The sequence below is a fragment of the Pseudomonas fluorescens genome (genome assembly GCF_001708445.1).
GTDB lineage: Bacteria > Pseudomonadota > Gammaproteobacteria > Pseudomonadales > Pseudomonadaceae > Aquipseudomonas > Aquipseudomonas gorinensis.
This window is the reverse complement of record NZ_CP015637.1, coordinates 1,985,012-2,000,069: the sequence shown is the minus strand read 5'-3', so window position 1 is coordinate 2,000,069 and position 15,058 is coordinate 1,985,012. Positions and strand designations below refer to the sequence as shown.

Sequence of the window (15,058 nt, the reverse complement as noted above, 5' to 3'; positions counted from 1 at the left end):
CTTGCGTGCGGATAGCCGTACTCGAACCTTATATCAGACTGTTTCACGTTGCGGACGTTCGTTTGGATTGGCGGAGCCGTGAATGGGGGAACCGCAGAAACGACAACGCCCCGTCGAGACGGGGCGTTGGGTGTTCAGGCGCCGATTACTTCTTGGCGGCTGGTGCGTCAGGGGCTTCAGCCTTGGCCGGGTCCTTGATGCCCAGCAGTTCCAGGTCGAATACCAGCACGGAGTTGGCTGGAATCGCAGGGCTCGGGCTCTGGGCGCCGTAAGCCAGGTCGGACGGGATGTACAACTCGACCTTCTCGCCAACGTGCATAAGTTGCAGGCCTTCGACCCAACCAGGGATCACACCGCTGACCGGCAGGTCAATCGGGCTACCGCGATCCACGGAGCTGTCAAAGGTCGTGCCGTTGGTGAGTTTGCCGGTGTAGTGAACGGTCACCACGTCGGTAGGCTTAGGCTGAGGGCCATCGGCCTTCTTCACGATCTTGTACTGCAGACCGGAAGCGGTAGTGACGACGCCGTCTTTCTTGGCATTGTCTTCGAGGAATTTCTTGCCGGCGGCTGCCGACTCTTCGCTCATCTTGGCCATGCGTTCTTCAGCACGCTTCTGCAGTGCGGCAAACGCTTCAACCAGTTCGTCGTCTTTCAGCTTCTGTTCTTTCTTGCCAACGGCATCTTCGATGCCTTGGGCTACCGCTTTGGAGTCCAGGTCATCCATGCCTTCTTGGGCAAGGCTCTTGCCCATGTTCAGGCCGATGCCGTAGGAAGCTTTCTGCGCCGGGGTTTTCAGCTCTACGCTGGTCTGCGAATCACAACCCGCAAGTACCAGGCTAACCAGGGCCACCGCCGCCGCCAACCGATGCTGTTTCATGCTATTTCCTTGTTCATGCGCCAAAAGGGCATTTGAATAAAGTCGCGAGCTTATCAGGCGGCCACGACCAATGGCTACCGGCATGTGAGCAGGAAACTTCTGATAAGTTCACGTGTTTAAAAGCATTTTCATTCATGATGGGCCCCCGCGATGGATCGTGGGTCCGCCTACTACCAGCCTCATGGCCACTTGCCGCACTTGTGGCGTAGTGGCATAACAACGCAACCCCTCGACAAGGCCGAGACAAGGATAGCCATCTTGCGCATTTTTTCCCGTGTTTTACTGCTGATATTCGCCATTTTTGCCCTATTGCTGGCCGTGGTGATCTATTACACCGTCAATCCCAAGTTGCCGGACTACGTCCCCGTGAAGCAGGTGCACTACCAGGATCAATGGAGTGCCGCCGACCGCCAGACCTATTACTTCACGCCCCAGGGCACCCAGGTCAAGGGCCTGCATTACGACTGGTTCACTGCCCTGGAGTTGCCGTTTTCCGATCAGCGCTTTGCCACGCCCGAGTACCTGGCGCGCTTCGGTTTCCTGGTAGACCCCAAGCAAGTGCCCACCGCGCAGAACCCCGGCAACCTGCCCGTGGGTTTCGCCCGACACAAGAACGCCGACGACCCCAGCGAATACCTGGATATCACCTGTGCCGCCTGCCACACCGGCGAGCTTCACTTCAACGGCCAGGCCCTGCGTATCGACGGGGGTTCCGCGCAGCACGTGCTGCCCTCCAGCGTGCCCACCTTGCGCGGCGGCAGTTTCGGCCAGGCCCTGGTGGCCAGCCTTGCGGCAACGTATTACAACCCGTGGAAATTCGAGCGTTTCGCCCGCCACGTGCTGGGTCACGATTACGACGATCACAACAAGGAGCAACTGCGCCAGGACTTCAAACAGTCGCTGAACCGGTTCCTCAAAGTCGCCTGGAATGACACCCATCGCGGCCTCTACCCCACCGAAGAAGGCCCGGGACGCACCGACGCCTTTGGCCGCATCGCCAACGCCAGCTTCGGCGATGCCATTTCTCCGGATAATTACCGCGTTGCCAACGCACCTGTGGACTACCCGCAACTGTGGGATATCTGGACCTTCGACTGGGTGCAATGGAACGGTTCAGCCCAGCAACCCATGGCCCGCAATATCGGCGAAGCCCTCGGCGTGGGCGCGACCCTGACGTTCTTCGACGGCGCCGGCCAGCCGCTCCAGGGCGATGCGCGCTACCCGTCCAGCGTGCGCGTGCGCGACCTGAACCTGATCGAAGAAACCCTGCAACGCCTCAAGCCCCCCACCTGGCCGGAAGATCTGTTCGGCGCCATCGACAAGCCCCTCGCGGCCCAAGGCCGCGCGCTGTTCACCGAGAACTGCGCCGGCTGCCATGTGCCGGCCGTCACCCAGGAACAGGGCCGCCCGGTGCAGCACCTGAAGATGCTCCCGGTGGACTACATCGGGACCGACCCGGGCACCGCCAGCAACATTGCCGACCAGCGCTATGACCTCAGCGCCCTGCAATGGGACCCTGCGGAACTGGCCAAGCTCAATGTCGAACTGCACCCCACGCCCACCGAACCACTGGACCTGAAAAAAGTCTCGGTGGCCAAGGGCCTGGCCTACGTCACCGCCTTCGTTGAGGACCACGCCTACCGCGCTGCCGGTGTGACCCCGGCCGAGCGGCCGCGCCTGGACGGTTACGGCCTGCCTATCGGCGTGCGCGAGTTGCGCGCCTACAAGGCGCGGCCATTAGCCGGCGTATGGGCCACCCCACCGTTCCTGCATAACGGCTCCGTGCCGACGATCTACCAATTGCTCTCGCCCCAGGACGAACGCAGTACCACCTTCTATAAAGGCACCTTCAACTACGACCCGCGTCACCTGGGCTTTGAGACCGCAGCCTTCAAGAATGCCTTCCTGTTCGATACCAAAATCACCGGCAACCACAACAGCGGCCACGAATTCCGTGCCGGCCAACGTGGCAATGGCGTCATCGGCCGTGGCTTGTTGCCGCAGGAACGCTGGGCGCTGCTGGAATACCTGAAAGTGCTGGGCGGCCCGCTGGAGCAACAACTGCCATGATGATCCGATCTCGATACGACCAACCTTCCCTGCTTGCCCGCCTGTGGCTGCGCATCGGCGCGTTTCTCGGCAAGACCCTGCTGTGGCTGGTGGGCCTGGGCCTGCTCGGCTGGCTGGCGAGCACGGCGTGGTTTGCCTGGCAGCACAGCGGCCCGGTGTCGCCGGATGAGCAGATCCCGCCCGGTGAAGCGGTGATGACCCAAGGCATTATCCAGACCGCTGTGCGCATCGTTGACCAGCACCGCGAAGGCACGCGTTACCTGCGCGATGCCCATGCCAAGGCCCATGGTTGCGTGAAGGCCGAAGTCAGCGTGCCCGCCGACCTCGATCCGGCATTGCGCCAGGGCGTCTTCGCTGAGCCGGACAAGACCTGGCAGGCGATGATGCGCCTGTCCAACGGCAACGCCTACCCGCAGTTCGACAGCATCCGCGATGCGCGCGGCATGGCGCTCAAGCTGCTCGATGTGCCAGGTAAGCAGCTGCTGGCGGACCAGCAGGCGCGGGCCGAACAGGACTTCGTGATGTTCAGCCACCCGAACTTCTTTGTCAGCGATGTGGCTGAATACGCGCAGAACATCGGCGCCCAGGCCGACGGCAAGAAAGTCCTGGCGTTCTTCCCCAAGGCCGACCCACGCAGTTGGCAAGTGCGCCACCTGTTTATCGCCCTGGCGACCCTGGCCCTCGCGCCGGCCAGCCCAACGCAGACCACCTACTTTTCGGTTTCGCCCTATAAGTTCGGTGCGGCCAACGCCAAGTTCCGTGTCGCGCCCGACCCGCAGAGCTGCCCGGAATACGTGCTGCCGAAACAGAACCAGGACCTGCCGAATTTCCTGCGCAGTGCCTTGAACCAGCAGTTGTCCACCGATCGCGTACCGGCGTGTTTCGTGCTGCAGATCCAGCGGCAGAACCCGCAGAAGTACATGCCGATCGAAGACACCAGCATCGAATGGAAGGAAAGCGATGCGCCCTATGAAACCGTGGCGAAGGTGAAGATCCCGCCACAGGATTTCGATACACCCGCGCTTAACCTGGCGTGCGACAACCAGTCGTTCAACCCGTGGTTTGGGGTAGAGGCGCACCGGCCCATCGGGGGGATCAATCGCTTGCGTAAAGCCGTGTATGAGGCGGTGAGTGATTATCGGCACAGCCGCAACTTGTAAGGTTGGGGGGGCAGGACTCCGTCAAGTGGTGGGAGCACGCCCCTCAAAAATAACTTATTGATTATTAAGAATTGAAACCTCCCCATTAAACGACCGGGTTGTTGTGGCGAGCGGGCTTGCCCCGCGTTGGGCTGCGCAGCAGCCCCAAAAAACAGCCCCGGAGCTGCCTGGCACACTGCAGCGCTCTTATTGGGGCTGCTGCGCAGCCCAACGCGGGGCAAGCCCGCTCGCCACAGGGGTAGGGGAGCCTCCCGCATTTAGATTGCATTAGATCAGGCAGAGGCTGTGCTGTTCTGCTTTTCGTAAAGAGTTCGTATAGTTTGCCCATTCGCCATAACGATTATGTCGCCTCTATTGAGCAACTAACCCCGGACACTCTACCGTCACTTCCTACCCCCCACCCCCCGTAGGAAGTCATCGTGGAAAGTTCAACTTTAGGCATGGTTGTCCTGTCAATGATTGCGCTCTTTGGCACCGCCGCGTTTTGTTTCGAACACCTCGCCACCCGTAGCGAGAAGAAAAAGAAGGCCAAATAAGCAGGCCATCAAAATCAGCAGAACCCCAGTTTTTCAAGGGATACCCGGGCGGCGGGCTATCCCTTGTTTTCGTTCGTCCGGCAAAACCTCGTCTATATACCGTCTTAATACCGGGGCCACTAATCAGTGCCCGAGCTTGATACCCCAGCGCTTAACCTCCCCCGCGTCCGCCATTGCGGCTTATTCATTCAGGGGAGTTACACCGTGCTCACACTCACGTTCATCTATATCGCCAGCGGCTTCTGTGCCGTGGGGCTGTTCGCTTACTTGGGCTATGCCCTTATTCGCGCAGAAAAATTCTAGGGAGTTCGCCATGTACGACCTGATGTTTATTGGCATCTCCCTGGTGTTTTTTGTTGCGACTGCCATGGCCATTGTCGCCATGGGCAAGATTTGAACGGAGCCACGACATGTTAAGCACTGTGCTGGAATTTGCGCTGGTCCTGGGGTTGATGACGGGGCTCGCCGTATTGATGGGCAAATGGCTGACCCGGGTGTTTACCGGGACGCAGCATGCCTTGCCGGAACGCTGTACCTATCGCCTGTTGGGCATTGACCCACGGGAGAGCATGAACTGGGCTCGCTACGGTTCGGCGCTGCTGTTATCGAACGCAGCGATGATGCTGCTCGGTTATTTCATCCTGCGCCTGCAGGCGGTGATGCCGATCAACCCCTTGGGGCTGGCCGCACAAACCCCGGACCTGGCGTTCAACACCGCCGTGTCCTTTATTACCAATACCAACTGGCAGGCGTATTCGGGTGAAACCAGCCTGTCGAACTTCAGCCAGATGGCGGTCATCACCTTTCTGATGTGCGTCGGCGCCACCTCCGGCGTGGTCGCGGCAGCCGGCTTCATTCGCGGTTTGAGCCGTTCCAGTTCGGGCGATATCGGTAATTTCTGGGTCGACTTCACCCGCACGCTCTACCGCGTGATGCTGCCGCTGTGCGTGGGCATGGCGCTGGTCTATGTGTGGCAGGGCATGCCGCAAACCTTCGCCTCCCAGGCACTGGCGACAACGCTGGAAGGTGCGCAGCAGCAACTGATTGTCGGTGCGGTGGCCAGCTTTGAATCGATCAAGCATATTGGTACCAACGGTGGCGGCTTCTTCAGCATGAACGCCGCCCACCCCTTCGAAAACCCGACACCGCTGACCAACGCCCTGCACATCCTCAGCATGTTGCTGATCCCCTCCGCGCTGACCTACACCTTTGGCAGCATGCTGTTGCAGCGCCGTCAGGGCTGGGTGTTTTTCGGCACCTTCCTGGTGTTGTTCATCGGCTTCCTCGCACTGGTCTACGGCGCCGAGCAAAACGGCAACCCGCGGCTGACCCAGGCAGGTGCCAACCAGACCCTGTCGCTGGAACAAAGCGGCGGCAACATGGAAGGCAAGGAACTGCGTTTCGGTATCGCCGACAGCAGCCTGTTTATCGCCACCACCACGGCGGCCACCACCGGCTCGGTCAACACCATGCATGACTCGCTGACCCCCATGGGCGGCTTCGTGCCCCTGGCACAGATGATGCTCAACTGTGTGTTCGGCGGCGACGGCGTGGGCTTTATCAACCTGATCCAATACGCCCTGCTGACCGTGTTCCTGGTAGGCATGATGATTGGCCGCAGCCCGGAATTCCTCGGCAAGAAAATCGAAGCCCGGGAGATGAAACTGGTGATGCTCTCGGTACTCGCGCCCCCCATCAGCATCCTTGGTTTCACCGCCCTCGCCGCCCTCTGGCCCGACACCATGGCCAGCCTCAATAACCTTGGCCCGCATGGTTTCAGTGAGGTGCTGTACGCCTACACCTCGGGCACCGCCAACAACGGTTCGGCCTTTGCCGGATTGAACGCCAATACGCCGTTTTTCAACACCACCATCGGCCTGGCGATGTTGATCGGGCGCTTCTTCACCCTGCTGCCGATGCTGGCCGTGGCCGGCTCCCTGGCGATGAAAAAAACCGTGCCTGCTGGCGCCGGCACCATCCCCACCGCAACCCCGCTGTTCATGCTGCTTTTGGTGTTCGTGGTGCTGGTGGTGGGCGGCCTGACCTTTTTGCCGGCGCTCGCGCTCGGCCCGCTGGTGGAGCAACTGCAGTTGCTGTCCGGCCAGACGTACAACTGAGGACACCTGGATGACGACTCAATCGATATTCAAAGGGCTGTTGCGCCCAGTGCTGGTTTCGGCGGTTTTTTTCATGCTGCTGACGGGGCTCGCATACCCGGCGTTCACCACCGTTGCCGCACAGCTGTTGTTTCCGTTCCAGGCCCGGGGTTCGCTGCTTGAACGCGACGGCCTGGTGATGGGCTCGGCGCTGATCGGCCAGCACTTCACCCGCCCGGAATACTTCCACGGCCGCCCGAGCATGACCCTCGGCGCCGACCCGCAAGACCCGAGCAAAAGCGTCTCGCAGCCGTACAACGCAGGCTCCAGCGGCGCGAGCAACCTGGGCCCCACCAGCCAGAAGCTGGTGGACCAGGTCGCCGCACGCGTCCAGGCCTATCGCCAGGACAACGGCCTGGCCACCGACGCGCAAGTGCCGGTGGACGCCGTCACCGCCTCCGCCTCCGGCCTCGACCCGCATATCTCGGTGGCCAACGCGCGGCTGCAACTGCCAAGGGTCGCCCGCCTGCGGCAACTCCCCGAAGCCGAGCTGCTGCAACTGGTCAACGCCCACACCACCGCGCGCACCCTCGGTTTGCTCGGCGAACCACGGGTCAATGTGCTGCAACTCAACCTTGCGCTGGACGCTCGCCTGCCATCGCGTCAGCCCCCCATTGCGGCCAGTGAGTAAGAGATTTCCCCCATGAAGAATGCTCGTTTACCTCTGTTTGATCGCAGTATCGTGCTGACCGCCTGTGCGGAAGCGTTCAAGAAACTGCTGCCCCAGGCCCAGTGGAAAAACCCGGTGATGTTCGTGGTGTACCTGGGCAGCATCCTTACCACGCTGCTGTGGTTCCAGTCCCTCGGTGGCCAGGGTGAAGCGCCCAGCGGCTTTATCCTCAGCATCACCTTGTGGCTGTGGTTCACCGTGCTGTTCGCCAACTTTGCCGAAGCCCTGGCCGAGGGCCGCAGCCGGGCCCAGGCCGCGAGCCTGCGCGGGATGAAACGCCAGACACTGGCCAAGTTGTTGCAACAGCCCAAGCACGGCGCGGCGTGGCTGCCGACGGAAGCCACGCTGCTGCGCAAAGATCAGGTGGTGCTGATCGAAGCCGGCGACCTGGTGCCGCTGGACGGTATCGTGATCGAAGGCGTCGCCTCGGTGGACGAAAGCGCAATCACCGGCGAATCGGCGCCGGTGATTCGCGAGGCCGGTGGTGACTTTTCCTCGGTCACGGGCGGCACGCGGGTACTGTCGGACTGGCTGGTCGTACGCATCAGCGTCAACCCTGGCGAATCGTTCCTGGACCGCATGATCTCGATGGTCGAATCGGCCAAGCGTCAGAAAACCCCGAACGAAGTCGCCCTGACCATCCTGCTGGTGGGCCTGACCTTGTTGTTCCTGCTGGTGATTGCCACGCTGAGCCCCTATTCGATCTTCGCCGTGGCCATGAGCGGTACGGGCAGCGTGGTCAGCGCCACGGTGCTGGTGGCCTTGCTGGTGTGCCTGATCCCGACCACCATCGGCGGCCTGCTCTCGGCCATCGGCGTGGCGGGCATGAGCCGCATGATGTCGGCCAATGTCATCGCCACCTCCGGGCGGGCGGTCGAGGCGGCGGGCGACGTCGACGTCCTGCTGCTGGACAAGACCGGCACCATCACCTTGGGCAATCGTCAGGCCAGCAACTTTTTGCCGGCGCCAGGGGTGAAAGAAGCCGAGCTGGCGGACGCCGCGCAACTGGCCTCGCTGGCCGATGAAACCCCGGAAGGCCGCAGCATTGTGGTCCTGGCCAAGCAAAAGTTCGACATCCGTGGGCGGGACATCAACGCCCTGGGCGCCAACTTCGTACATTTCACTGCACAGACGCGCATGAGCGGCGTCGACCTGCCCGAAGGCCGGGCGATTCGTAAAGGCGCAGCCGACGCGATCCGCAGTCATATCGAAGCCTTGGGGGGCAGCTTTCCGGCGGCCTTGCAGGCCAAGGTGGATGAAGTGGCACGCCGCGGCAGCACGCCGCTGGTGGTATCGGATGGCGCCAAGGCGCTGGGCGTGGTCGAGCTCAAGGATGTGGTCAAGGGCGGTATCAAGGAGCGCTTCGCCGAGTTGCGGCGCATGGGCATCAAGACCGTGATGATCACCGGTGACAACCGCCTGACCGCCGCCGCGATTGCCGTGGAGGCCGGCGTGGATGACTTCCTCGCCGAGGCCCGCCCGGAAGACAAGCTGCAACTGATCCGCGACTATCAGGCCCAGGGCAAGCTGGTGGCCATGACCGGCGACGGCACCAACGATGCGCCGGCACTGGCGCAGGCCGATGTGGCGGTGGCGATGAACAGCGGCACCCAGGCCGCCAAAGAGGCCGGCAACATGGTCGACCTGGACAGCAACCCGACCAAGCTGATCGAAGTGGTCGAGGTCGGCAAACAGATGCTGATGACCCGCGGCGCCCTCACCACCTTCAGTGTGGCGAATGACGTGGCCAAGTACTTCGCGATCATCCCGGCGGCGTTTGTCGCGACCTATCCCCAGCTCGGTGCGTTGAACGTGATGCAGCTGAGCAGCCCCAACTCGGCGATTCTCAGCGCGGTGATTTTTAACGCGCTGATCATTGTCGCGTTGATTCCCCTGGCCCTGCGCGGCGTGACTTACCGCTCGATCGGCGCGGCGGCCTTGCTCAACCGCAACCTGCTGATCTATGGCCTGGGCGGGGTGCTGGTGCCGTTTGCCGGGATCAAGCTGATCGACCTGCTGCTGACGGGATTGGGCCTCGTATAGCGCCCCATCCACTGTAGACGCGAGCTTGCTCGTGAAGGGCGTTAACGATAACGCGGGAAACCTGACACCCAACGGCACCCTCAGTTTTTTCGCGAGCAAGCCCGCGCCTACAGACAACTAGAGGAAGAATATGCCCGCCTTAAACGATGCACGCCCCGACCCCGACGCCCTGCTGGCGCGGGTGCAACAGGAAGAACAGGCCGCCTTGCGCGGCAAATTGCGTATCTATTTCGGTTCCAACGCCGGCGTGGGCAAGACCTGCGCCATGCTCGAGGCAGCGCAACGCGAGGTCGCCCAGGGCCGTGACGTACTGGCTGGCGTAGTGGAAACCCATGGCCGTACGGAGACCGCCGAACGGCTCCACGGCCTGGAGCAACTGCCCCGCGCCCACCGCCTGCACGGTGAGTTCGCCCTCACCGAATTCGACCTCGACGCCGCCCTGCTGCGCCATCCCGCCGTGGTACTGGTGGATGAACTGGCTCACAGCAACATCCCCGGTTCGCGCCATCCCAAACGCTGGCAAGACGTGGAAGAACTGCTCAGCGCCGGCATTGATGTATGGACCACCCTCAACGTGCAACACTTGGAAAGCCTGAATGACCTGGTCAGCGGCATCATCGGCATTCGCGTGCGCGAGACCGTGCCGGACCATGTGTTCGATAACGCTCACGAAGTGGTGGTGGTCGACCTGCCGCCGGACGATCTGCTGCAACGCCTCAAGGACGGCAAGGTGTACCTGGGCCCTGCGGCGGCACGCGCATCGCAGCATTTTTTCCGCAAGGGGAACCTGTTGGCCCTGCGCGAATTGGCATTGCGGCGCACGGCGGATCGGGTCGACACGCAGATGCGCGTGTACCGTCGCGAACAGTCGATCAAGACCCTGTGGCCCGCCCGCGAACGGCTATTGGTGGGTGTGGCCGGTGATGCCGGCGATGAACGCCTGGTGCGTGAAGCGGCGCGCCTGGCGCAAAAGCTGGAGGCGGACTGGATTGTCGTGCATGTCGCCTCCGCCCAGGGGCGCGGTGCCAGGCGCTACCTGAGCGCGATTAAAACCTTGGCCCTGGCCAGCGAATTCGGCGCCGATACGGCCACGTTGCCGGGCATGGACGTGGCGCAAGCCTTGGTCGCCTGTGCCCGTGAGCACAACGCCAATCGCCTGGTGCTGGGCCATCACCCGCGCCAGGCCTGGCGGTTCTGGCATCAATCGGTCAGCGACCGGATCAGCCACCATCATCCGCAAATCGACCAGATCGTGATGGCCCACGGGGTTGTGCCCGACAGGCCCCCGATCCTCGAAAAACCTGCTCCCGTGCCAGGTAGGGCCTTGGCCTATGGGTGGGCCAGCCTTGCCTGTTTCGCCGCCAGCGCCGTCGCCGCGTTGCTGTTGCAAGTGTTCGACCTGGCCAACGTGGTCATGCTGTTTTTACTCACGGTGGTGCTGGTGGCCTTGCGGTATGGACGCGGCCCCGGCGTGTGGGCAGCGATGCTCGCGGTGCTGTGTTTCGACTTCTTTTTCGTGCAGCCGCGCTATTCCTTCACGGTCACTGACACCCAGTATTTTTTCACCTTTGCGCTGATGCTCGGCATCGCCTTGATCACCGGGCAACTCACCGCACGCCTGCGCCACGAAGCGCGCACCGCCGCCGCGCGCGAACGCCGTGCGACCTCCCTGGCGCGGCTGGCGCGTGACTTGTCGGCAGCGTTGACCGTGGAACAAATCAGCGAAGTCGCGCTGCGCACGTTCAGCGGCGTGTTCGAAGCCCGCGTCGGCCTGGCCCTGCCGGACGCCGCCGATGGCGTACACAGCGTGGGCGCAGGCGGGCTGCCGATGGATGACAGCATCGCGCAATGGACCTACGACCACGGCCATGCCGCCGGCCACGGCACCGACACCCTATCGGCGGCCAAGGGCTGCTACCTGCCGCTCAAGGCGCCTATGCGCGTACGCGGTGTGCTGGTGCTGGAACTGGCCCAGAGCGAACGGCTGAACGACCCACAGGAACGCCGCCTGCTGGAAGCCTGCATGAGCCAACTGGCGATTGCCCTGGAGCGCGTGCATTTTGTCGAGGTGGCGCAAAACACCCTGGTGCAGATGGAGGGTGAAAAAATGCGCAATACCCTGCTTGCGGCGATTTCCCACGACCTGCGCACACCATTGACTACCTTGATCGGTGCCGCCGACACCGCCCTGCCCCACGCCCCACCGGGGCCGTTGCGCGAGTTGTTGCACGGCATCCACGAACAAGCCACGTCGATGCAGCGCCTGATCGAAAACCTGCTGGACATGGCGCGCATGCAGGAACGCGGCGTGCGCCTGAACCGGCAATGGCACTCCCTCGAAGAAATCGTCGGCAGCGCCCTGCGCCAGTTGCGCGAGCCGTTGGCGCGGCATCAGGTGCACACCTCGCTCGACACGCGGTTGCCGCTGGTGGACGTCGACGCGCTGTTGATCGAACGCGTGCTGGTCAACCTGCTGGACAACGCGGCCAAGTACACCCCACCGGGCACCACCATCAGCGTCGCGGCCCACGCCACGTCGGACAGCATCGTGCTGATGGTCAGCGACACCGGCCCGGGTCGGGCCCCGGCCAATCTGTTCGAACCGTTTGCGCGCGGCCAACAGGAGTCTTCCGTGACCGGCATCGGCCTGGGCCTGGCGCTGGCCAAACGTATTGTCGAGGCACACGGCGGGCGTATCGAGGCCAACCCGGGGCGTACCTGCGGCATGCATTTCATCATCACGCTACCGGCGGGCACTCCGCCGTCCATGGAATCCCTATGAACACTGCACGTATTCTGATTGTTGAAGACGAAGCCAATATCCGGCGCTTTGTCGGCATCGCCCTGCAAGACGAAGGGTTCCAGGTGTTCGAAGCCGATAGCGTCAAGCGCGCCTTGATCCACGCCGCCAGCCGTCAGCCGGACCTGGTGATCGTCGACCTCGGCCTGCCGGATGGCGATGGCAAGCAACTGATCAGCGAGCTGCGCGGCTGGCTGGCGGTGCCGATCCTGGTGCTGTCGGCACGTGATCGCGAAGAAGAAAAAGTCGCCGCCCTGGACGCCGGTGCCGATGACTACCTGACCAAGCCCTTCGGCGTGCCCGAGTTGCTCGCCCGCATCCGCGCCCAACTGCGCCGGCACGGGCAGACCGGCAGCGTGGCGGCCACCAGCAAAGTGGCGTTTGGCGAGATTGAAGTCGACCTCGCCACCCATGAGGTCTGGCGCAAGGGCCAACCGGTACACCTCACACCCATCGAATACCGCCTGCTCTGCGCGATGGTGCGCGGCCAAAGCCGGGTGCTCACCCATCGCCAGCTACTGCTGGAGGTGTGGGGCCTGGATTACGTGGATCGCGCCCACTACTTGCGGGTGCACATGGCGCACCTGCGCCAGAAACTGGAGGAGGACCCCGCTCAACCGCAGTACTTCATTACCGAGTTGCAGGTGGGCTATCGGCTGATGGGGTTGTGAACAGGCGTTCGGCGGCGACGTCCAGGAACACGCGGATTTTCGGGGTCAAGCCCGATGAACAGCGCATCGCGTTCTACTGCGTGCTGGACGAACTCTTCCAGCCGCTTTGCCAAACCCCAGACAGCAAAAAGCCCGCTCGATGAGCGGGCTTCCTGTGGTACCTGGCGTTCAGCGTTCCAGATGACCGAATATGGCGCAGCGGACGGGACTCGAACCCGCGACCCCCGGCGTGACAGGCCGGTATTCTAACCGACTGAACTACCGCTGCGCGTAACACTTGAAGCGAATGGTGGGTGATGACGGGATCGAACCGCCGACCCTCTGCTTGTAAGGCAGATGCTCTCCCAGCTGAGCTAATCACCCTTCACTTTCGGTGTGGGGCGCATCATATACGAAAAATCTGCAATGTGTTGATTTAAATGCAATTTATTTGAAATAAATTTTCGACCGACACGCCAGCCCTGAAAACACGCGCCTTGCGTGCCAAACGCGAGTCTATTGCATTTGCCCCACCCCAGGCCGCACAATTAAAAACCATTCTCAATAACCCTTGAGCCACGCCTATGTCTGTGGGTGAACCGCCATACCAACGGGAAATAACCCAGCTCTACAGCGAGCATCATGGCTGACTGCTCACCTGGCTCCGGCGCAAGCTGGGCTGTCGGCAGAACGCGGCTGACCTGGCACAGGACACCTTTGCACGCATCCTGCACACCCGCGAATGCGTGGCGACCATTCGCGAACCCAGGGCGTACCTGAGCACCACCGCCCGGCGCCTAATTATCGACCAGGCCCGACGCCGGCAAATCGAACAGGCCTACCTGCGAGAGCTGGCGCTGACCCTGGATGCGCTGGAGGGGTTCCAGTCGCCGGAGCAGATCCACACCACCCTCGAAGCCCTGGAGCACATCGCCTTTATCCTCGAAGGCATGCACGCCTATTCGCGCCAGGCCTTCGTGCTGTACTACCTCGAAGAACTGACCCAGCAGCAAATCGCAACGCAACTCAAGCTATCGGAACGGACCGTGCGCAAGTACCTGATCCAGGCGCTGGTGCATTGCGGCCACAGCATGGACACCTGACGGCCCATGCCCGATACCCGACAGCACATCGAAGAACAAGCCGCCGAATGGCAGCTGCAGTTGCATGAAGGCCCCTTGAGCGAGGCCCAACGCCTGGCGTTCGAGAGCTGGAAACAGCAAGGCCCGCGGTACGCCGCCGCCGCTGCGCGCATGGAGGCTGTGATTGTCAGGGTGCAGGCCCTGCGCGAGACAAAATCACCGGCGCGGGCAGCCCTGGATGCGGCGTTTGCCGATAAACCATCGCGCCGCAATAAACACGCGATGCGCACCCTGCTGCTCGCTTGCAGCTTGGCCCTTCCCGCAGCGGCGCTGCTGATCAGTCCCTATCCACAACGGTGGATGGCCGACGTGCGCAACGGTCCCGGCCAGTGGCAAACCTTGCACTTGGCGGACGGCTCGGCACTGACGTTGAACGGTATCAGCGCGGCGAACCTGCATTTCGATGCCACCCAGCGACGCATCGATCTGCTGCAAGGCGAAATCCTGGTGGAGGTGGCCCATGACCCGGCGCGGCCGTTTATCGTGCAGACGGCCCAAGGCACCTTGCGGGCGCTGGGCACACGGTTTGTGGTCAAGCGTGAGGACGATGTCACCGTGCTCAGCATGCTGGAATCGCGGGTGGCCGCACAGAGTGCCAATGCCCAGCAGACCCTGGAAGTCGACGCCGGCTCCCAGGCGCTGGTCAGCGCCAACAGCGTACGCCTGGCCGGCCGCATTGACCCGGCCAGCATCAACGACGCCTGGCGCCGCCATCAACTGGTGGTGGAAAACCGACCATTACCCGAGGTCCTCGATGAGATCGCACGGCATCGCGCCGGCCACCTGCAATTTGATCGGGCCGCGCTGCAAAACCTGCGTGTGTCGGCCGTGATCCCCCTGGATGACAGCGACCATGCCCTGCAATTACTGGCACAAACCCTGCCGATCAAGGTGTACACCTACACGCCGTGGCTGATCCGGGTGGCCCTAGACAAAACGCCCAATAAATAATTA

Annotated in this window: 10 protein-coding genes, 2 tRNA genes and 1 pseudogene; 10 read left to right on the top strand and 3 right to left on the bottom strand. The window is 62.4% G+C overall.

All coding sequences use genetic code 11. The features are described from left to right. Positions 1-145 precede the first annotated feature (145 nt). Entirely contained in the window at positions 146-877 is a 732-nt protein-coding gene (locus A7317_RS09110) for an FKBP-type peptidyl-prolyl cis-trans isomerase (protein ID WP_024074379.1), read from the bottom strand. Positions 878-1,135: 258 nt separating this feature from the next. Here A7317_RS09110 and A7317_RS09105 point away from each other — a divergent pair, with 258 nt between their 5' ends. The 8 genes from A7317_RS09105 to A7317_RS09070 all read left to right on the top strand — a co-directional run bounded on the left by A7317_RS09105 (position 1,136) and on the right by A7317_RS09070 (position 12,983). Then, complete coding sequence (locus A7317_RS09105; protein WP_069075611.1) at positions 1,136-2,947, top strand: di-heme-cytochrome C peroxidase; 1,812 nt, start codon at positions 1,136-1,138, stop codon at positions 2,945-2,947. Then, the gene (locus A7317_RS09100) at positions 2,944-4,107 is read left to right on the top strand and encodes a catalase family protein (protein ID WP_069075610.1); all 1,164 of its coding nucleotides are present in this window, start codon (positions 2,944-2,946) and stop codon (positions 4,105-4,107) included. The genes A7317_RS09105 and A7317_RS09100 overlap by 4 nt, the downstream gene beginning before the upstream one ends. Positions 4,108-4,847: 740 nt before the next feature. Further along, a complete protein-coding gene (gene kdpF, locus A7317_RS09095; protein ID WP_069075609.1) occupies positions 4,848-4,946 on the top strand; it encodes a K(+)-transporting ATPase subunit F in 99 nt (32 codons plus the stop codon). Between the two features lie 107 nt (positions 4,947-5,053). After that, positions 5,054-6,760: a potassium-transporting ATPase subunit KdpA gene (gene kdpA / locus A7317_RS09090; RefSeq protein ID WP_069075608.1), complete on the top strand. Its 1,707-nt coding sequence runs from the start codon at positions 5,054-5,056 to the stop codon at positions 6,758-6,760. 10 nt (positions 6,761-6,770) lie between these two features. Next, positions 6,771-7,430: a K(+)-transporting ATPase subunit C gene (kdpC, locus tag A7317_RS09085; RefSeq protein WP_069075607.1), complete on the top strand. Its 660-nt coding sequence runs from the start codon at positions 6,771-6,773 to the stop codon at positions 7,428-7,430. A 12-nt stretch (positions 7,431-7,442) separates the two neighbouring features. Then, a complete protein-coding gene (gene kdpB, locus A7317_RS09080) occupies positions 7,443-9,512 on the top strand; it encodes a potassium-transporting ATPase subunit KdpB (RefSeq protein ID WP_069075606.1) in 2,070 nt (689 codons plus the stop codon). 130 nt (positions 9,513-9,642) lie between these two features. Beyond that, positions 9,643-12,294 carry a sensor histidine kinase gene (locus tag A7317_RS09075; protein ID WP_069075605.1) on the top strand — a complete coding sequence of 884 codons (2,652 nt, stop codon included), beginning with the start codon at positions 9,643-9,645 and terminating at the stop codon, positions 12,292-12,294. Next, complete coding sequence (locus A7317_RS09070; protein WP_024074372.1) at positions 12,291-12,983, top strand: response regulator; 693 nt, start codon at positions 12,291-12,293, stop codon at positions 12,981-12,983. The genes A7317_RS09075 and A7317_RS09070 overlap by 4 nt, the downstream gene beginning before the upstream one ends. A 191-nt stretch (positions 12,984-13,174) precedes the next feature. On the opposite strand, the gene A7317_RS09065 is transcribed toward A7317_RS09070, so the two are convergent. Both A7317_RS09065 and A7317_RS09060 read right to left on the bottom strand, forming a co-directional pair. After that, positions 13,175-13,251: transfer RNA gene (locus A7317_RS09065), tRNA-Asp, on the bottom strand. Positions 13,252-13,270: 19 nt separating this feature from the next. Next, positions 13,271-13,346, bottom strand: a tRNA-Val gene (locus A7317_RS09060). 200 nt (positions 13,347-13,546) lie between these two features. Between A7317_RS09060 and A7317_RS09055 the strand changes: the two are divergent. Continuing rightward, positions 13,547-14,065 (top strand): annotated as a pseudogene (locus A7317_RS09055) (sigma-70 family RNA polymerase sigma factor). A gap of 6 nt (positions 14,066-14,071) precedes the next feature. Beyond that, positions 14,072-15,055 carry a FecR family protein gene (locus A7317_RS09050; RefSeq protein ID WP_024074370.1) on the top strand — a complete coding sequence of 328 codons (984 nt, stop codon included), beginning with the start codon at positions 14,072-14,074 and terminating at the stop codon, positions 15,053-15,055. Positions 15,056-15,058: the final 3 nt, after the last annotated feature.

Bases quoted from the DNA above. Each gene is read 5' to 3' on its own strand.
- A7317_RS09110 (WP_024074379.1), bottom strand. From the start codon at position 877: ATGAAACAGCATCGGTTGGCGGCGGCGGTGGCCCTGGTTAGCCTGGTA.
- A7317_RS09100 (WP_069075610.1), top strand. From the start codon at position 2,944: ATGATGATCCGATCTCGATACGACCAACCTTCCCTGCTTGCCCGCCTG.
- kdpA (WP_069075608.1), top strand. From the start codon at position 5,054: ATGTTAAGCACTGTGCTGGAATTTGCGCTGGTCCTGGGGTTGATGACG.
- kdpC (WP_069075607.1), top strand. From the start codon at position 6,771: ATGACGACTCAATCGATATTCAAAGGGCTGTTGCGCCCAGTGCTGGTT.
- kdpB (WP_069075606.1), top strand. From the start codon at position 7,443: ATGAAGAATGCTCGTTTACCTCTGTTTGATCGCAGTATCGTGCTGACC.
- A7317_RS09075 (WP_069075605.1), top strand. From the start codon at position 9,643: ATGCCCGCCTTAAACGATGCACGCCCCGACCCCGACGCCCTGCTGGCG.
- A7317_RS09070 (WP_024074372.1), top strand. From the start codon at position 12,291: ATGAACACTGCACGTATTCTGATTGTTGAAGACGAAGCCAATATCCGG.
- A7317_RS09050 (WP_024074370.1), top strand. From the start codon at position 14,072: ATGCCCGATACCCGACAGCACATCGAAGAACAAGCCGCCGAATGGCAG.